Origin of the sequence: Belnapia moabensis DSM 16746, assembly GCF_000745835.1 — a bacterium.
Classification (GTDB): domain Bacteria; phylum Pseudomonadota; class Alphaproteobacteria; order Acetobacterales; family Acetobacteraceae; genus Belnapia; species Belnapia moabensis.
Genome location: NZ_JQKB01000051.1, coordinates 1 through 17,432, shown reverse-complemented (window position 1 = coordinate 17,432; position 17,432 = coordinate 1). Strand labels below are relative to the sequence as shown.

Sequence of the window (17,432 nt, the reverse complement as noted above, 5' to 3'; positions counted from 1 at the left end):
CGAGCGGCAGGCCATGCCGGAGGCGGAACCCGCACCGCCTGGGTCGTAGGTCGTTGCGAATGGCGGAGCATGGTCGGGTGGGCGGGGCCCGAAGCCATATTGCAGAAACTGGTGACGCCGAGCGCAGTTGAAGGTCTGCAGAGTGCCATGCGGCCGCCGTAACACCATTCCTGGACCGCATGACCCACCCAAACGAAAGCGACCAAGAGCTAGACGGTGTCAGGGAATTCTCATCGCCGCTCGAGGAACAACTGCTTGACGAGATGACGCTCCTCCGCACCATCATCGGGGCGCTCGGTGAGGCGGTCATCATCACGGATCCCGAGCTGGACGCGCCCGGCCCTTACATTCAGTACGTCAATCCCGCCTTCACGCGGCTGACTGGCTATGCACCACATGAGGTTCTGGGCCAGACGCCGCGGATCCTCAGGGCCCGAACACCGACCGCACCTTCCTCGATGATCCGCGGGCGACATTGACGGCGGGCCGTAGCTTCCGCGGGGAGGCCATCAACTACCGCAAGGACGGCACCCAATAGGTTGTCGAATGCCCCTCGTGGTCGAGTTCGACTTCAGCGAGCACCAGCCCCGCCAGGGCGCCCTCGTGGACGTCGACCTCCCAGGTCAGACCGGCGTACGGCACCAGGAAGCGGGCCTTCTCGACCAGGGGGCCGTCGCAGATGGTGCGCAGCCTCTCCTCGACCTCCGCAACGGGGATTTTGTACCCATACTCGGCGCGCCATAGGCTCGTCCGCACGCCCTTCACGGTGAGCAGGCCGCAGTCCCCGTCGAGCCGAACGCCGTCTTACCGGTCCCGAAGCGGGCGATGAGGCCGTCGCGCAGGCGGCTGCTGCCGCTGGCCGCCGCCCTCCATCCCTCATTTGCCACGAGGAACTTGCACTCGATTTCGCGGCCCATGACGGCGGGTCCGCTCCTACAGAGGCGGCGTACATGCCCGTTGCGCCGGACCATGCGGGGCAACGTCGGGCTGTGCCGCATGGCTGCGCTACCCGAGTACAGTCCAAAGCGGGACACATGGAAGATTCAGGTGTTCGAGCGGTTGGCAAGCTACCCGAGCTTCCCCTGGCTGCCCGGGCGGGTTCTCCCCTGACTTCGCGGGCGGCGACGGCGTGCTGCTGGCGCCAGGACAAGCGGCGCCGCAGCGCGGTTCTCCTTGTCAACGCGCGTCCGCGCTGGAGCGGCAAGCGCGGCCCGCGGCCAGCCTCACCGGCGGCAGCACGATCTTGTCGAACTCTTTGGGCGAAAATCCGGCTTTTATCCGCAACCGCTATGAACCCGGAGGCCTGCTTGTCGTCATGTAACGTGTGGCTTGACGAACCCGCCGGAGCCACCAAGAAGCCGAAGGTTCTGGAAATGGACGTGCTGGTCGTAGACGATGAGGCCCTGGTCCGAGCGATCGTCACCGAGAGTTTGGAGGAGGACGGCCTCGCTGTCGCGGAGGCACCGTCGGCCGAGCACGCTCTCGCGCTAGCTGAGGCGGGCGGCGCACCCGAGGTCGTGGTGACGGACGTGAACCTCGGCGCGGGGATGGACGGTCTCGGCCTGGCTGCGGAAATCCATCGCCGTTGGCCCGGGGCGGGCGTCGTCATCATGACCGGCAACCCTGGCTACGTTGGCAGCCGGACCTTCGAGGAGAACGAGCGCTTCCTGGAAAAGCCGTTCGGGCCATTCCGGCTGGTCACGGCCGTCAGGGAGCTGATGCGGCGTTCGGAGCGCTAGGCCGCCCCACCCGCTAGCCGCACTGCCGTGCTCCATAGTTACCTCCGCCTCGCGCGCCTCCAGGCCGACCTGCTCACCGTCACGGCGAGGTCTACGGGCATCGCCTGGGCGCTTCTTGCGTCTGCGATGGCATGGCCGCCTGGCGCGCTCGCGCCACGCGACGCCGACCTGAGGGCACTCGGCCTCCAGCAGATGCCGTCCTCAAGAGACGAGCTTCGTCGAGCCTACCACCTCGCCGCCAAGTCGGCGCATCCGGATGTTGGGGGCAGCGTGGACGCGTTCCGGGCGGTGTCGGAGGCATTTCAGAGGTTGGCGGAAGGAGCCCCGCGAATGGTGTGATCGGCCGACGGACGCTTGGCGCCAGCGCGGGGGCCGCGCCGAGGCGGCGCTGGTCCGGAGCGAGCGGAGCTTCCGCGTCCATGGCAGTTGCTGCTGGGCCAACCTGGTGATCGACGCAATCCGGGGTGAGGGCGGCGTGCTCGCCAGAGCCGGTCCATCCCACGGCTCCAGTTCGGGGTTCGGCGCCCACGCTCCTCGCGCTGCGCTGTCAGGTCTTTCGAACCGCCTCCAGGAGCGCCGCGACGCGCTCGGCGAGGTCGGCTCCGGTGACCGGCTTGCGCATCATGCCGAAACCGCCTTCGGCGATCCCGCGGGCCTCGAGCTCGACCTCCTCGCCCGCGAAGCCCGTGAGCAGGACGGCGGGCAAACGGGGCTTGCGCCGCTGCGCCTCCCGGATCAGCGTGACCCCATTCATCCGCGGCATGGACAGGTCCGACACCAGCGCGTCGACCGGCTCATCCGCGTCCAGCAGCGCCAGCGCGGTGGCACCCTCCGACGCCTGCACCACCGCGTAGCCGCGGTCAGACAAGTGTTGGGCCAGCACCTCCCTCACCAGATCCTCGTCGTCTACCAGGAGGATTCGCGGCCTCGCGGCCCCGGGCAGTCCGGCGACCTGTTCAGGCCACGCTGTCCGTCCGTGAACGCCGTCGGCGACGGGCAGCCACAGCGTCACAATGGTGCCGCTTCCCGGAGCGCTCTCGATGCGTAGCCCACCGCCGCTCTGCTCGGCGAAGCCGCGCGCCATGGCCAGGCCAAGCCCGGTGCCCTTGCCCGGCTCCTTGGTCGTGAAGAACGGCTCGGAGGCCCGCGCCAGCGTCGTGGCGTCCATGCCGCAGCCGGTGTCGGACACCGCAAGGCGCACATAGGCGCCTGCCCCCAGGGTGGTGGTATAGCCGGGACCGCGGCCAGGCGCCCATGTCTCCGCGCTGGCCGCCAGGGTGAGCGTGCCCGTCCCGTCCTCCATGGCGTCGCGGGCGTTGGTGGCCAGATTCACCAGCACGGTCTCGAGCTGCCCCTTATCGGCCAGCAGCGGCGGCAGACCGACGGCCGCCTGCACCCTGATCTCGACCCCGGCTCCGAGGGAGTGGGCCAGGATCTCCTGCATGCTCGCCAGCAGGCCCGCGGGGTCCAGCGGTTCCGCCCGCAGTTCGCCGCGGCGGGAGAAGGCGAGCAGGCGCCGGGTGACGGAGGTGCCGCGCTCGGCGGCCTCGGCCACCATGCGGCCGAGGCGGCGCACCACCTCCGGATTGTCCGCGCGCCGCTCGATCAGCGCGGCGGCGCCCAGGGTGGCCTGCAGCACGTTATTGAAGTCGTGCGCGATGCCGCCCGCGAGCTGCCCGAGCGCTTCCATGCGCTGCGCGTGTGCCAGCTGGGCCTGGGTCTCCTCCAGATCGCGCGTGCGCTCCTCCACAAGGCGCTCCAGCTCCGCCTTGTCGCGCGCCAGGACCGCCTCGGCCTCGCGCTGCTCGGAGACGTCGGTGTGCACCCCGACCCACTCGCGCACGCTGCCGTCCTCCCGCAGCACGGGGACCGCGCGGACCGAGAAGCGCCGCCAGACGCCATCGCCGCAGCGCACGCGGTGCTCGAAGACAAAGGTCTCGCGCCGCGCGACGGCTCTCTCCCATGCCTCGATCGTCGGCTGCGCGTCCTCCGCGTGGACGGCGCTGGACCAGCCGAATCCTTGATAGTCCTCCGGTGATTGGCCGGTCAGCGCCGCCCAGCCGGGCTGGTCACCCACCATCCGGCCCTTGGCGTCGTTGGTCCAGACGACGCCGCTCACCGCCCGGACCGCAGCGCGAAAGCGGGCCTCGCTCCGGGCCAAGCCGCGCTCCGCCTCGACGCGTGCGGTGACAAGCTCCGAGAAGAGCAGCGCACCGCCGACCGCACCGTCCGCGCGGTGCCAGGGCGTCATCTCCCATCGCACCCAGTCCGTTTGACCATCGGCGCGCGGGAAGGGGTCGTCGTCCGCCGACAGTGTCTCTCCCGCCAGCACGCGGCGGTGCACCTCGCGCCAGCGCTTCGGGAGATCGGGGAACAAGTCGTGGTGCCTCTGGCCGAAGACCGTGTCCGGGTTCCATTCCGCCGCGAGGCCATAATCCCGCAGGAAGCGACGGCTGACGGCGATGTAGCGCATGTCCGTGTCGAGCATCGCGATCCCGGCGGGCGCGCGTTCGATGAAGAGGCGCAGTCGCGCCTCGCTCTCAGCCAGGAGTCGCCGCGCCCGACCCTCGTCGGTCACGTCGCGGAAGAAGACCACAACGCCGCCGTCCTCCGCCGGGAAGGCGCGCGTCGAGAATAGGCGCCCCAGCGGCGTGTAGAATTCTTCCGCCTCGGTCGGCACCCGCTCCGCCATACAGCGCCGGTAGGCCAGCCAAAGCGGTCCACCGACCGCCTCCGGGAAGGCATCCCAAACAAGCTGACCGCGCAAATCCCGTCCACCAGAAAGCTGGGCTACGGCGCGATCATTCAAAAAGGTAAAGCGCCAGTCGGCTGACAGCGCGAAGACGCTGTCGGTCGTGCTCTCGAGCGCCGCCCGCAGCCGGGCCGCGCTCTCCTCCAGCGCCCGCTGGCTCTCGCGCAGGCGGTCCCCGTCCGCCCTGCGCTCTGTGATGTCCAGGGTCACGCCGAAGACCAAGCCCGGCCTGTCGGGGGCCGCCGCCGACTGGGCACGGGTCAGCAACCAACGGACGCTGCCGTCCGGGCGGCGCACCCGGTACTCGATGTCCGTCGCGCCGCCCTTGAGCATCACCCGGGCGAAATCTGCCTGCATGCGGTCGCGGTCGTCTGGGTGGAGGCAGGCGAGCCAGGCGGCGTGGTCGAACCGTGCCCCCGGGGCCAAGCCGAAGAGGATCCGCAGCCCGTCGTCGCACCGGGCCACCTGATCCGGGCCGATCTCGAACAGGTGCATGCCGCCCGCATCCTGCGCGCCGGAGGCGCGCCGTGTCCTCGGCGTCGCCGCCGTCACCGATCAGGTGGTGGCCACCAGTCCCTTCGGCTCGAAGACTTCCGAACTGCCTCGACAACCTGCTGCACCGCCCTCTTGCCGTCGGCTGTCCCACGCCGACGCGTCACCCGTAGGTACATCACCTCCGGCGCTGGGGTTAAGCAACCCTTCCTAGGTGGAGCGAATCCACCGACGCTAGTCCCCTCGACCATTGCTTGGAGGCCCGCTCGACGATGAGCGGGCGGGCCCGGCACCTTCGTGCCGTCCCGGCGAGGACGGGGCGAGGTCGGCTGCGACCCCAGCGTCCTTCCCGATCCAGCATCCTACGCCTGGATGGCGATCCCGTCGCGTCGCCGCCGGATTCCGTCTTGTGCCGGAAACCTGCCCGGCGCCGCCGGGTTGGTAGCAGGTCCGGTCCGCGGTGGTCGGTAGCAAAGAGGGCGATCAGGCCAACGCGATGGGGATACGGTTCGGACGCGGGGCATGACGGCCAGTGACCGGGTGCCGGACGGCGGGCAGAGGCCGGACATGGACGGGGTGGACCTCAAGCGCCGGGTGCTGAGCGCCGCGGTCGAGGCGGTGGGCGAGGCCATCCTCATCACCGGCCCTGAGCTCGGCCCGCCGGGGCCCCGCATCGAGTACGCCAACCCCGCCTTCACCCGCATGAGCGGTTACGCCATGGACGAGGTGGTGGGACGGAGCCCACGAATCCTACAGGGTCCGAACACGGACCGCGCCCTGCTCGACCGTCTCCGGGCAGCGCTGCAAGCCGGGCAGCCTTTCCAGGGCGAGGCGGTGAACTATCGTAAGGACGGCACCGAGTACGTCGTCGAGTGGCTGATCACCCCCGTGCTGGACGCGGCGGGACGCATCTCCCACTGGGTTTCGGCGCAGCGCGACATGACCGAACGCAGGCGGGCCGAGGCAGTTCAGCGGCGCCTGCTCGACGAGGTGAACCACCGGGTCAACAACACGCTCGCGGCGGTCCAGTCGATGGCGGTCCAGACACTCCATGCGGCGCCCTGCGGCGAGGACACCCGGAGCGCGTTTCTCGGCCGCCTCTTCGCGCTCTCGCGGGTGCACGACCTACTGGCGCGCAGCCACTGGCTGGGCGCGTCACTCGGCAGCTTGGTCGAGGCGCAGTTGGCGTTACACCGCAGGCGGCACCCGAAGCGGGTCAGGGCATCCGGTCCGGAGCTGCTGCTGCGGCCCAGTGCAACCGTCGCGCTCGGGATGGCGCTACACGAGTTGGTGGCGAACGCGGCCGCGCACGGCGCACTGTCGGCTTCGGGCGGGCAGGTGCGGCTAGAGTGGGCTGTCCGGGGGACAGAAGCAGGCGAGCGGCTGTGGCTACGCTGGGCCGAGAGTGGCGGGCCACCGCTGCCGGGGCCGCCTGCGCGGCGCGGCTTCGGCGCGCGCCTCATTGAGAAGGGACTGGCTAGGGAACTGCGGGCCGAGACGACGTTGGCCTTCGAGCCGTCGGGCCTGCGCTGCGGGATCGACGCACCGCTCGAAGCCGTCGTGGAGGCTCGCCCCCAAGGGGGGTGACTGGTCTGCGGCACCGTGGAGTCAGCGTTGCGGAGCCCGCGAAGTCCCGACCGTGCCTTCGGCGCGTTCAGTGGCCGTGCCTACCGCCCTGGGCCTTTGGCATGTCCGGCATCAGGTAGATCGGTGTGGCGACGCGCTGCTACTGTCCGGCAGGCCCGTGACCCGGACGTTCAAGCGCCACTCGCTCGGGCGTCCGCAGAGGTGTCGGTCTCCGCGCAACCGCTGCCCTGAGCCGGCGGGGCGGCCGCATGCAGCGGCAGGCGCAGGGTGACCGTGGTGCCCTGGCCCGGGGCGGAGCGCGTGGCGACCTCTGCCCCGATCTGCCGCGAGAGCGCCCGCACCACGGTCGAGCCTAGGCCGGATGGGCCTGCCTCCGCCGCCATGCCTGCGCCCCGGTCGGCGACGGTCACGGTCAGCACGCCGTCGGCGGCCATCGCGTCCACCGACACGGATCCTGTGGCACCGGGCGGGTAGGCGTGCCGCAGCGCGTTGGTCAGCAGCTCGCCCACCACCAGGCAAAGCGGGATGGCGCGTTCCGCGTCCAGCTCCAGCCCGCCCTCGGCGCCGCAGCGGGAGCTGACGTGGGGGTTGAGCTGGCCGAACCGCGCGCAGAGCTGCCGCACCATCTGCCCAAGGTCGACGGTGCGAAGGTCGTGGCTCTGCTGCAGGGCGAGATGCGCCTGCGCCACCGCATCCACCCGGCCGATGGCGTCGCCGAGCGCCGCAACGGCCTCCCGGTCTTCCATCCGGCTGCGGTGCATCCGCAGCAGGCTGCCCACCAGCTGCAGGCTGTTCTTGATGCGGTGGTCCGCTTCGCGCTGCAGCAGCTCGCGCGCGGCGAGCGCCTCGCGCAACGCCTCCTCCCGGCGCTTGCGCTCGGTCACGTCGCGGACCACGCCGATCGCGCGCCCGGCCCCATCTTCCGCGGGCAATACCAGGCCGCGGCTGGCAAACCAGCGTGTTTCCCCCGCCGCCGTCAGGCCGCGGAACTCGCTCGCATAGGGGGCGCCGGATCGCGTGGCCGCCGCGAACTCCCGGGCGACGCGCCCGCGGTCATCTGGATGGATGAACCCGATCAGGCGCTCGCCATCGACCTCGACGGGCTCGGACGGCAGGCCGAGCATGGCCGCCAGCCGCGCATCCCACCGGCTCCGCCCGGTCCCGAGGTCGGTCTCCCAGGTGCCGAGGCCGCCCGCCTCCAGCGCCACGCGAAGCCGCCCCTCGCCCTCCCGCAACGCCGCCTCGCCCCGGCGCATTCCGGCCACCATGGCGGCAAGCGAGGCCGCGGTCTCCCGGGCCTCCCGATACCAGCCGGTCGTGTCGCCGAAGGCTTCACCTGCACCACCCACCTCGGCGCGCCTGGCGGCCGCGGCGAGCGCCTCCTGCGGCCGTGCGATGGCCACCGCCAGCACCCAACCGGCCCCGCCTGCCAGGGCGGTCGCCAGCAAGCCCCACAGCAGGATTCGGCGCCGCAGCCGCTCGAGCGGGGCGAGTGCCGCGGCGGCGTCCTGCCGGACCATGACCCTCCAGCCGAGGCCGTGGAAGTCGCCGTGCCCCCTGCTGGCTGCGATACCCACGATGTAGGTGTGCCCGTCTGGCCAGCGGCGCAGGCCGGGCTCTGTTGGGACGGGCTGGCCCTCAAGCGCGGGCGCCCCGACCAGGACCTTGCCCTCGCTCGACAGCACCAAGGCGTCCGCCAGATTCACCGCGCCCAGCATGTCCGCGAAGGACTGCTTCACTTCACGCGCCCACTCGACCGAGAGGTGGGCACCGAGAACCCCGAGCAGTTCCCCGCCCGGCGCGCGGACCGGTACCGCAAGGTCAAGGAAACGGTGCGGTCTGCCGAAGGCGGTCTCGCCCATGAGCCTGGCCAGCAGAATGGCGTCGTGGACGTCGCCCACATAGGGTCGCTCGCGTCCGACCTGGAAGAACTCCCGCTCGGAGGCGTCGGCGCCCGCGAAGGCACCGCGGCTGTCGGCGGCCACCCGGCCGTCCGGCGCCATGAAGGCGACGACGGCGTATTCCGGGTTGGCCTGCTGCAGGGCGGAGAGGACGGCCCGCCGCTCGTCCGGGCTGGCGTCCGGGCGTCGCAGTGTGGGAAGCCTGCCCGCCGCATCGAGGCCACGCAGGCGGAGGTCGATGCCGCGGTCGAGGGTATCGGCGAGCTGGCGCGCGAACCCAGCCACTTGCTCCGCCTCGCGTTGCTCCAGGCGGCGGCCAAGTTCGGCGCCGCCGAGCATCGCCGCGGAAGCCGCGGCCAACAGGGCGACCGCCGCGAAGGACAGGGCCAGCAGTGCCCGTAAGGATGGAGGTCCGCGTAGCTGCATCGCGCCAAACCTGTAACATCTGGCGGTCTGCCCCGCCACGCCCGAGGGTGGTGGGCCTTCGTTTGGTTGCAAGGGGAGCGGAACCGTGGCGCACCCTCGCTGCTACCGTTCTGGAACATGGCGGTGATGGGATGGTGGAACCCAAGGGAAACTCAACGGGCTCCCGGCCTGATCAGGCGCAACCCCATTCCGGAGGTGAGCAAACCGACGGCGAGATCAAGCGGGCCCTGGTTGCGGCCGAGGACGCACGCGCCGAGGCGACCGCCGCCATCCGCGAGCGCGACGCCATGGCCGCGGAGCTTCGCTCGGGCCGGGGCGGGCGCTGGCGCGCCGAAGCTGTGTCCCTGCGGGCGAAGCTGGAGGAGGCGGAGACCAGGCTCGCCCGTCTCGACGCCGAGACGCTTGAAGGCAGGCTGGCTGCGGCCGAAGAACCTCAGACGAAGGTGACGGCCCTCGCCGAGGAGCTGCGTGTCGCTAATGAGGAATTGCAGGCGCAGGGGGAGGAGCTGGCCCGAGCGAACGACGCCCTCTCGCGCGTCAACCAGGAGCTCGAGCGGCGTGTCGTGGAGCGCACCGCCGAGTTGGCCGAGGCCAACGCCATGCTGCGCGCCTCCACTGACACCATGCCCCATCTCGTCTGGAGTTCCCGTCCAGGTGGTGCCTGGCATTACGCCAACCGGCGCTGGACCGAATATACCGGCCAGACCGCGGAGGAGGCGGCCGGGTTCGGTTGGCTTGATCCCGTGCATCCGGAGGACCGCGGCCCCGTGCTGGAGGCGTGGCGCGTCGCCGTGGCCTGCCGCGAGTTGCGGGTCGAGCACCGGCTACGTGGCCGCGACGGCTCCTACGAACGGTTCGAGACGCGTGGGCTGCCGCTGCGCGGCCGGGACGGTTCCTCCGAGTTGTGGTTCGGCACCAGCACCAATGTCGAGCAGGCGCGGCGCGGCGAGGCGGCGCTGCGCGAGAGCGAGGCCCGCTTCCGCGATTTCGCCGAGGCCACGGCCGATGTGCTCTGGGTGGTCGACGCCGAAACCCGGCGCCTCGAATACCTCAGCCCGGCCTTCGAGGCGGTCTGGGGCGTGCCGCGCGCCGAGGTCATGGACGACCTCGGCCGCTGGGCGGAGATGCTGCACCCGGAGGACCGCGCACGGGTGCTGGAGGCGTTTCCCACCACGCTCACCGGGGGACGGGTCGATACCGAGTACCGCATCGTCCGGCCCGCCGATGGGCAGGTGCGCTGGGTGCGTGACCTCGGCTTCCCCGTGCGCGACGCGAAGGGGCGGGTGCGCCGGGTGGCCGGGCTGGCTCGAGACGTGACCGCGAGGAAGGAGGCCGAGGCAGCCCAGCGGCTGCTGCTGCGGGAGCTGAACCACCGCGTGAAGAACACGCTCGCCTCCGTCCAGTCGATCGCCGCCCAGACCGCGCGGGGAAGCGAGGCCGCGGACTTCCGGACGGCGTTCCAGGCCCGCCTCGCGGCCCTGGCGGCCGCGCACGACCTGCTCACCCGACAGGCCTGGCAGGGCGTCCCGCTGGCGGAGGTGGTCCACCGCACTCTGGCCCCGCATGCGGGGCGGGAGGCGGGGGCCGACCGGGTGTCGGCCAAGGGGCCCGGGGTGTGGCTGCGGCCCGAGGCCGCCATCGCGCTGCACCTGGCCCTGCACGAGCTTGCCACCAATGCGGCCAAGTACGGGGCGCTCTCGGCGCCGGGCGGGCGGGTCGAGGTTATGTGGCGGACAACGAGCCCTGGCGACTTGCTGGAGGTGCACTGGCGCGAGCGCGGCGGCCCACCGGTGCGGCCCCCGGCGCGGCGCGGGTTCGGATCGCGGTTGCTGGAGCGCGGCCTGGCGCTGCAGTTCGGCGCCAAGGCGGAATTGAGCTTCGCTTCTGAGGGGGTCGAGTACCGGCTGCGCGCTCCCCTGTCTGCGGGCTTGGGGCAGACCGGCTGACATGTGTCTGAGGTTTCTTCGGGCGCGCCCCGGTGTCCCGCCCTCTGGCTGGGAACGCGTCCTGTATCTCGGCTGGGTGGCTTGGGACGCCGACGGGACAGCAAGCGGCAAATGTGGTGTTCTGGCGCTGGGGGCGACTTGCCCCAGAAGGCGGCGAATGCCCTTCCAGAACAAATTCAGGGACCGCGACGGCTAGGCCGCTTCGGAGCGGAGCGTGCGCGACGTTGTGGCCCACGGCGGTCCCTTCGTCGCGGCGGTCGAGGCGACCCGCATGCCCATGGTCGTCACGGACCCCAGCGTGGTCGACAACCCCATCATCTACGCCAACGCCACCTTCCTCACACTCTGCGGCTATGGGCACGAGGAGGTGCTGGGCCAGAACTACTTCTCCCGGGTCGGCGAGCACGCCGACCCGGAGGTGGCGCAGAGGGTCGAGGCGACGATGACCGCCCGCCGCACCTTCATCGAGGAGGTGCCTTTCGCGGCCAAGAACGGCCAGCGGATCTGGGTTTCCATGTTCGCCAGCCCGGTGGTTGAGGACGACCGAGTGGTGCAGCACTTCGCCTCCTTCCTCGACGTGACGGACCGTATCGAGCGCGAGCGGGAGCTGAGGGAGGCGAAGGAGACCCTGGAGCAGCGCGTGGCGGCCCGGACAAGGAGCATGGAACAGGCCAACACCCTGCTGCAGGGGGAAGTGGAGCGGCGGCAGCGGACCGAGGCCATTCTGCGGGACGCGTTGGCGCGGGGCGAGGAAGATCTGCGCTACCGCGACTTCCTGATAAGGGAGGTGAATCACCGTACCAAGAACGCCCTGCAACCGGCCATATCGCTGCTTGGCGTGCAGGCGCGCGCAACCGGAGACCCGGCCAGCCGGGGCACGCTGGAAGCCGCCATGGGGCGGCTGCGGCGCATCGGCGACGTTCATGCCCTGCTGACCTACGGGAGCCGGAACCCGAACCGGATCGACTTCGCCGACTACCTGGACAGGCTCTGCCGCGACACCGCCGAGAGCATGGCGCCTGAACGGGTGCGGGTGGAGGTCGAGGCCACCGACGAGGCCGTGTGGGAGCCAGACCTCGTGCTTCCGCTCGGGCTGATCGCGGCGAGGTGCTGACCAATGTTCTCAAGCACGCCTTCCCCGAGGGGCGGCAAGGACGGATCCTGATTCGGCTGGCGCTGGAGGGCGACGGGCACATGCGGCTCCGGATCGAGGATGACGGCGTCGGCCTGCCCGCCGATCGCCGGGAAGGCTCGCTCGGGCTGCGGCTGATGGAGATGTTCGCAAGGCAGATCCAGGGCTCGGTCAGGATGGAGGCCGGGCCCGGCAGCCGGGGGACCGTGGTGGTGACCTTCCCTGGCCCGGACGCCGCAAAGCGTTGAGTCCACGAGGATCAGCACAGTCGACAGTAAGGCGGTCTGTGCCGACGCCCAGGAAGGCGCACCCATGAGCACCATTCGGCCGCTCCCCGTTTCGGTGCCGTCGCCGCCCCGTAGGCGCGGTTCTGCTCCTCGTGTTCACCCTCCTGTACCCGCTCGGCGCCGACCCGGCCGACGCGCCATAGGCGAGCCCTCGTGCAGGCGGAGCACGCATCCGAGCCGTCGTCAGCTCTTTCGGCGGGCGACCGAGATGACATGGCATCGGGTCCTCGGCCAACCTGCGCAGCATACTGGGCGGCTCGGGACCGGCATGGTTCAGCGCCCCGGTATGTCCTTCACGAGGCGGACGAAGGCGCCGAGCAGGCTCAGCATTCTCCCGGCGCTCGCGGGCAGTCGGTCAGGCGGCAGGGACAGGCTATCGAGGAAGCGCCCACCGGCCGTGTAGAGCGTGAGTTCCAGGGTCTCGCCGATGATTTCGGGGCGGCAGACGACCTCCTCACCTCCCGCCTCGCGGCAGGCAACCTCTATGAACTCCCTGATCTCGTCGAGACCGCTAAGATGGCCGCCAGCCTCGTCCAGGAACTCGGCAATCGCAGGACCGACCTCGGAGAGCAAGACCGGATCGAGCGGAACACAGCCGTCGGTCTCCGCCGCGACCCGGCCGCGCCAGCGGTCGAGGGCCTTGGCTCGGCCGCGCTCCTCCGGGGTCTCCTCGTCCTCCAAAGGCTCCTCGGGGAGCCCGCCTTCCGCCTCGATGACGTCCCAGAGCGGGATGCTCCAATCGACCCGGAGGCCGACCAGCACCCCGAAGCCGTGGCGCGCCAGATCGTCGGTGTCGCCCGGCGGCAAATCGAGTGGCTCACGGTCGGCGACGAGGTCGAGGAGGACGCGGCGCATGGCCAGGGGCGACAGCGCCTCGATGTCGTTCAGAGACCGCCAGCCCGGCAGGATGCGCAGCTCCTCCTCCGGCAGCAGACCGCCAGAGGCGATCAGGCCATCCGCGAGGGCGACGGCGTCCGGGATGGCCGCGGGCGGCAGGGCGATCGGCAGCGCGACCAGCTCGGCCCAGCCCGAGGGTCCGACGGCAGCGCCCTCGGCCACGGCCAGCATGGCGGTGCGCAGGTCGGCGGCGTTCTCGTCGCTCTGCCGTTCGCGGATTTTCCGGACCGCGAGGTCCAGGACATCGCCCCGGCCCGCTTCGATCAGCTCGCCGACGAGAGCATCGAACTCGTCACCGTCCGGGTCCTCGTAGGCTGCGAGTAGCCGATCGGCGGTCGTGCCAGGAGCGGGCGGGAAGCGGGGCGGCGACTCTGGTGGCGGTGCAGAGAGGCCAAGGGCGCGGAACGCATCGCCGCCCCGGAGGAGGCGACCGCGGTCAACCCAGCTCCGACGTATCTGCGGCGTGTCCTCGCGCTCGGCAAACCAGCGCCGGAAGGCGCCACGGTCGGCCCGCTGGACGAAGACCTCGACGCCTTCCTCGGACATCACCTCGGCGACTGCCCTGGCGACAGCATTGGCGGTCGAGAGGTCAACGTCGCCGGGGCGGATCGTGTCCAGGGTGTCGGCATCGGGGTAGAGCGTGACGAGGATGCTGTCGAGCTCGGGCGCGACCTCGCGGGCGAGTTCCACTGCTGTCTCGACCCGGTCGTCCTCGTCGTTGGCCATCATCTGCACGTTCCCCACCATACGGTCTGCATATGGCCCCAGTCCATGCCTGCAGCCAGCCACCGTCGGCACCTGCCACGGCGGGCGGCATTCCTTCCGACGGAGCCGGTGGGGGTGGAGACATGGCCAAGCTCCGTAGAGTCCTTCTTGAAGCATGCAGCTTTTTGTCTGGCTGTACCCTGTACCGCCCGCGAGTGGCACTAAACAGCTGAGCGCATGCATCAGCGCCACCCTAAGGCCGGGGCAACGTGTTTCAGGATGCCCTCGATGACGTGGCCACAATATTCGACGCCGAGCTGGTTCGGAATGGTCAACAGGAGGGTGTCCGCCTCAGCAATGGCCTCGTCCGTGCGGAGCTGCTCGACCAAGCGGTCTGGCTCAGCGGCGTAGCCACGCCCGAAGATTGCGCGGGTCTTCTCGTCGAGGAAGCCGACTTGATCCTGCTCCTTGCCGCCACGGCCGAAGTAGGTGCGGTCGCGATCATCCAGCAACGGGAAGATGCTGCGGCTCACCGAGACGCGAGGGGTATGCGCATGTCCCGCTTCCGTCCAGGCCGCGTGATAGGCGCGAATTTGCTTGGCCTGCTGAATATGGAACGGCTCGCCGGTCTCGTCGTCCTTGAGGGTGGAGCTTTGCAGGTTCATGCCTTGCTGTGCGGCCGAGACCGCAGTGGCGTTGGAGGCGGAGCCCCACCAGATGCGTTCGCGGAGGCCGTCTGAGTAGGGTTCAAGGCGTAGCAGACCCGGTGGATTGGGGAACATCGGACGCGGGTTCGGCTGGGCAAAGCCTTGGCCGCGAATTACCTCCAGGAAGACCTGCGCATGGCGGCGCCCCATCTCCGTATCGGTCTCGCCCTCGGCTGGGACATAGCCGAAATGGCGCCAGCCATCGATCACCTGCTCCGGCGAGCCGCGGCTGAGACCAAGCTGAAGACGGCCACCGCTGATGAGATCCGCGGCGCTGGCGTCCTCAGCCATGTAAAGTGGGTTTTCGTAGCGCATGTCGATGACCGCGGTTCCGAGCTCGATACTGCTGGTCTTCGCGCCCATGGCGGCGAGAAGCGGAAAGGGCGACGCGAGCTGGCGGGCAAAGTGGTGGACGCGCACATAGGCGCCGTCCGCGCCAAGCTCCTCTGCCATGACGGCGAGGTCGATGGATTGCCGCAGCGCATCGGTGGCGGAGCGGGTGCCGGAACTGGGTGACGGTGTCCAGTGGCCAAAGGAAAGGAAGCCGATCTTCTTCATGGTGAGGGTGATCCAAAGATGCGAGATGCCGCCCGCCGTGAAAAATGGAGCGGCTTCGAGATGCGTAATGCAGCCGCCATCGTACAAGAATATGGGGCGTGCGCCGCCTCGACCTCCATCACCAGCGGAAATGACGATTATGTCTGGAGACCACCTACGCGGGCTCGGAGAATGCGGCCGAGGACATCGGATACTTACTGCAAGGCGAACGCCGCCGGGCGCCTCATGGGCATCCTGCTGTCGGGCGTGCTGACGCAACGGGCGGGGCTCCAGCGCTGCCTGTGGAGCTCGGCCGTCAGGCTGGTCGCCTGCGCGGCGCTGACCTTCATGCTGCCGACCAAACCCGAGGTGCGCCGTGCCATGGTCTGACGAGGCTTTCGGGGTTAAATCGATCCCGTCCTACCTGGGAGGCATCGCATGGCTGAGACGATCCGTGTTGGACCATTGGAGCTTCGCTTCCTGCGCACCAAGCACGACACCGGCGGCAGTCTCGACCTGTTTGAGATGACTGTGCCTCCCACCGGGCGGATGCCGGTGTCGCACCGCCACCGCGACTGGGATGAGACCGTCTACGGCCTCACCGGCACTATCACCTTTACGATGGACGGCACGTCGCAACCGATCGGGCCCGGCGAGAGCCTCTTCATCCCGCGCGGCGTCGTGCACGGCTTCGACAACCGGAGCGGGGTGGCGGCGACCTGCCTCTGCATGCTGACGCCAGGCGTGCTCGGCCCAGAGTATTTCCGCGAGATCGCAGTGCTCGCCGCCGCCGGGCCGCCCGATGCAACCAAGCTTCGCGAAATCATGCTGCGTCACGGGCTAGTTCCCGCGTGAGTCGCTGTCCTGCGTGCCCTGCGGCAGGCGCGCTGACCGCCTTCGTCCCCCTCGGCACGGTGGCGGGGAGCGCCGTCAACCCGGATACGCTTGGGGCCATCGTCGACGGCAAGTGCCTCCCCCGACATGCAGGCGCGCGGCGATCCGGCACCTTGCACCGAGGTTGCCGCCGATGACGGCGTCGCCGGCGGCTATTCCCTGTTCAAGGACGTGTGGGGCGTCGCGCAGTTCTTCAACGCGGGCTTGGCCTACAAGCCGAGCGTCGGCCGAACTGGCTACCATTCCCGTGGATGGTTGATGAGGACAGCGGGGCCCGTTCGGTCCCCGAATGCGCCGGGTGCCGGACAGCCCGGAGTTGGCTGAGCTGACCCGCATCGCCGTCCCGCTCGGCAACCACGGGGCGGTCTGACTATCCGGGTAGCATCCACGGCCGGATGTTCCGCTTGCTACAAGGGGGAGAGCGCATACCGCTGCCGCAGCAGCCCAACCGACAGTCTGCTAGCCAATCAAGCCGTCGGCTGCGGCATCTGCGGCCCGGGCGGCGCGATGGTCGGCATCTCTGCCGGGCCGCCAGGGATCGGCGCTTCCGATGGAGGCTGCGATGGCGTCGGAATCGATGGGGGAAGGCCCGGTAACTCAGGCCCTGGTCCTGGGGGAGGTTGTACCAGCGGGGTTTCAGCAGGCTCAGGCGCCGTCGGAGGCAATCCTGGCAGCTCCGGGGGCGGCCGTTCCGCTGGATCCGGTAGCCAGGAATCCAGCGTTTCGACATGGAGATTGGTGGATCGGGCTGAGGTCATGACGTCCTCAACGTATGCTGCAAGATGTCGTTCAAACGCAGCATCGACAGAACCTCTCTGCGGCCTGCAACCCGCCATCAACGTTCCGGCCACCGCCCTGCAGCTCTCTCGGCTTGGCGGACGACGTCGCGCCACAAGCTCAGCTCCCGGCGCGCGTCTTCAGGCGCCCGGTGCGTGGGGGGCTCGGCCGTGGCCGCTTGTCGAACGGCTTCGCGAATTCCGTCGACGATGCCACGTTGGGCACCCACCGGCACGCCAGCGCGCGCAAGCACGGCGAGCGCGGTGTCTTGTTGCGCCTCATCCGTGTCTCGCAGCCGCAGCGCGTGCCGCGGAAGCCCGGCCGCCCGCAGGAGCTTGCTGAGCCACTGCCCGTCCCAAGACGGCGCCGAGGCGTAGAGGCCGTGGCCGGTCAGGGTCTCCACCATGCGCCGGGCGACCTCGTCATGTGGCCTGCCTTCCCGCTGGAGGCGGTCGCGGGTGATGCCATGGATACCCTCAGCTTCCGTGCTCCACTCCTCCCAGCCGGGAGCGAGCCGGATCAGGCGGCCCTCTTCGGTGCCGTCCTCGGCAGCCCAGCCGACCTCGATCGGAAAACCGCGCTTGCCGAGGCTACTGGCCTCGAAGTCGAGGAAGATGATCACACGTCGCCTCACGCCTCAGTCGCCGTCCTAG

The 17,432-nt window shown here is 70.0% G+C and carries 14 protein-coding genes; 8 read left to right on the top strand and 6 right to left on the bottom strand.

All coding sequences use genetic code 11. The features are described from left to right. Window positions 1–179 precede the first annotated feature (179 nt). Window positions 180–479: a PAS domain-containing protein gene (locus EP26_RS22095; protein WP_211259515.1), complete on the top strand. Its 300-nt coding sequence runs from the start codon at window positions 180–182 to the stop codon at window positions 477–479. A gap of 34 nt (window positions 480–513) precedes the next feature. Here EP26_RS22095 and EP26_RS32270 read toward each other — a convergent pair whose 3' ends face one another. Further along, entirely contained in the window at window positions 514–756 is a 243-nt protein-coding gene (locus EP26_RS32270) for a CYTH domain-containing protein (protein WP_052389519.1), read from the bottom strand. 533 nt (window positions 757–1,289) lie between these two features. Here EP26_RS32270 and EP26_RS36350 point away from each other — a divergent pair. Beyond that, window positions 1,290–1,739 (top strand): response regulator, encoded by a 450-nt coding sequence (locus EP26_RS36350; RefSeq protein ID WP_169747451.1) that lies wholly within the window; start codon window positions 1,290–1,292, stop codon window positions 1,737–1,739. Window positions 1,740–2,286: 547 nt separating this feature from the next. On the opposite strand, the gene EP26_RS32265 is transcribed toward EP26_RS36350, so the two are convergent. Beyond that, complete coding sequence (locus EP26_RS32265) at window positions 2,287–4,986, bottom strand: PAS domain-containing hybrid sensor histidine kinase/response regulator (protein WP_052389517.1); 2,700 nt, start codon at window positions 4,984–4,986, stop codon at window positions 2,287–2,289. A 519-nt stretch (window positions 4,987–5,505) separates the two neighbouring features. On the opposite strand from EP26_RS32265, the gene EP26_RS22070 reads away from it, so the two are divergent. Continuing rightward, window positions 5,506–6,570 (top strand): HWE histidine kinase domain-containing protein, encoded by a 1,065-nt coding sequence (locus tag EP26_RS22070; protein ID WP_211259514.1) that lies wholly within the window; start codon window positions 5,506–5,508, stop codon window positions 6,568–6,570. A 170-nt stretch (window positions 6,571–6,740) separates the two neighbouring features. Here EP26_RS22070 and EP26_RS32260 read toward each other — a convergent pair whose 3' ends face one another. Continuing rightward, window positions 6,741–8,831, bottom strand: coding sequence for a sensor histidine kinase (locus EP26_RS32260; RefSeq protein ID WP_084112762.1), 2,091 nt, complete (start codon window positions 8,829–8,831; stop codon window positions 6,741–6,743). 200 nt (window positions 8,832–9,031) lie between these two features. Between EP26_RS32260 and EP26_RS22060 the strand changes: the two genes are divergently transcribed. From EP26_RS22060 to EP26_RS22050, 3 genes are all read left to right on the top strand, one after another. Next, complete coding sequence (locus EP26_RS22060) at window positions 9,032–10,843, top strand: sensor histidine kinase (RefSeq protein ID WP_169747450.1); 1,812 nt, start codon at window positions 9,032–9,034, stop codon at window positions 10,841–10,843. Window positions 10,844–11,057: 214 nt separating this feature from the next. Beyond that, window positions 11,058–11,957, top strand: a complete 900-nt coding sequence (locus EP26_RS22055) for a histidine kinase dimerization/phosphoacceptor domain -containing protein (protein ID WP_043341966.1) — start codon at window positions 11,058–11,060, stop codon at window positions 11,955–11,957. After that, window positions 11,951–12,223, top strand: a complete 273-nt coding sequence (locus EP26_RS22050; RefSeq protein ID WP_043341965.1) for an ATP-binding protein — start codon at window positions 11,951–11,953, stop codon at window positions 12,221–12,223. The genes EP26_RS22055 and EP26_RS22050 overlap by 7 nt, the downstream gene beginning before the upstream one ends. Before the next feature lie 312 nt (window positions 12,224–12,535). On the opposite strand, the gene EP26_RS22045 is transcribed toward EP26_RS22050, so the two are convergent. Both EP26_RS22045 and EP26_RS22040 read right to left on the bottom strand, forming a co-directional pair. Then, window positions 12,536–13,888 (bottom strand): hypothetical protein, encoded by a 1,353-nt coding sequence (locus tag EP26_RS22045; protein ID WP_157033677.1) that lies wholly within the window; start codon window positions 13,886–13,888, stop codon window positions 12,536–12,538. A 218-nt stretch (window positions 13,889–14,106) separates the two neighbouring features. Further along, window positions 14,107–15,129, bottom strand: a complete 1,023-nt coding sequence (locus tag EP26_RS22040; protein WP_043341978.1) for an LLM class flavin-dependent oxidoreductase — start codon at window positions 15,127–15,129, stop codon at window positions 14,107–14,109. A 171-nt stretch (window positions 15,130–15,300) separates the two neighbouring features. Between EP26_RS22040 and EP26_RS35125 the strand changes: the two genes are divergently transcribed. Further along, window positions 15,301–15,498: a hypothetical protein gene (locus EP26_RS35125; RefSeq protein ID WP_211259513.1), complete on the top strand. Its 198-nt coding sequence runs from the start codon at window positions 15,301–15,303 to the stop codon at window positions 15,496–15,498. Window positions 15,499–15,546: 48 nt separating this feature from the next. Further along, window positions 15,547–15,963 carry a cupin domain-containing protein gene (locus tag EP26_RS22035; RefSeq protein ID WP_043341961.1) on the top strand — a complete coding sequence of 139 codons (417 nt, stop codon included), beginning with the start codon at window positions 15,547–15,549 and terminating at the stop codon, window positions 15,961–15,963. Between the two features lie 874 nt (window positions 15,964–16,837). Here EP26_RS22035 and EP26_RS22030 read toward each other — a convergent pair. After that, a complete protein-coding gene (locus EP26_RS22030) occupies window positions 16,838–17,401 on the bottom strand; it encodes a 3'-5' exonuclease family protein (RefSeq protein ID WP_043341959.1) in 564 nt (187 codons plus the stop codon). Window positions 17,402–17,432: the final 31 nt, after the last annotated feature.

Bases quoted from the DNA above. Each gene is read 5' to 3' on its own strand.
- EP26_RS22095 (WP_211259515.1), top strand. From the start codon at position 180: ATGACCCACCCAAACGAAAGCGACCAAGAGCTAGACGGTGTCAGGGAA.
- EP26_RS36350 (WP_169747451.1), top strand. From the start codon at position 1,290: ATGAACCCGGAGGCCTGCTTGTCGTCATGTAACGTGTGGCTTGACGAA.
- EP26_RS32265 (WP_052389517.1), bottom strand. From the start codon at position 4,986: ATGCACCTGTTCGAGATCGGCCCGGATCAGGTGGCCCGGTGCGACGAC.
- EP26_RS22070 (WP_211259514.1), top strand. From the start codon at position 5,506: ATGACGGCCAGTGACCGGGTGCCGGACGGCGGGCAGAGGCCGGACATG.
- EP26_RS22045 (WP_157033677.1), bottom strand. From the start codon at position 13,888: ATGATGGCCAACGACGAGGACGACCGGGTCGAGACAGCAGTGGAACTC.
- EP26_RS22040 (WP_043341978.1), bottom strand. From the start codon at position 15,129: ATGAAGAAGATCGGCTTCCTTTCCTTTGGCCACTGGACACCGTCACCC.
- EP26_RS35125 (WP_211259513.1), top strand. From the start codon at position 15,301: ATGCGGCCGAGGACATCGGATACTTACTGCAAGGCGAACGCCGCCGGG.
- EP26_RS22035 (WP_043341961.1), top strand. From the start codon at position 15,547: ATGGCTGAGACGATCCGTGTTGGACCATTGGAGCTTCGCTTCCTGCGC.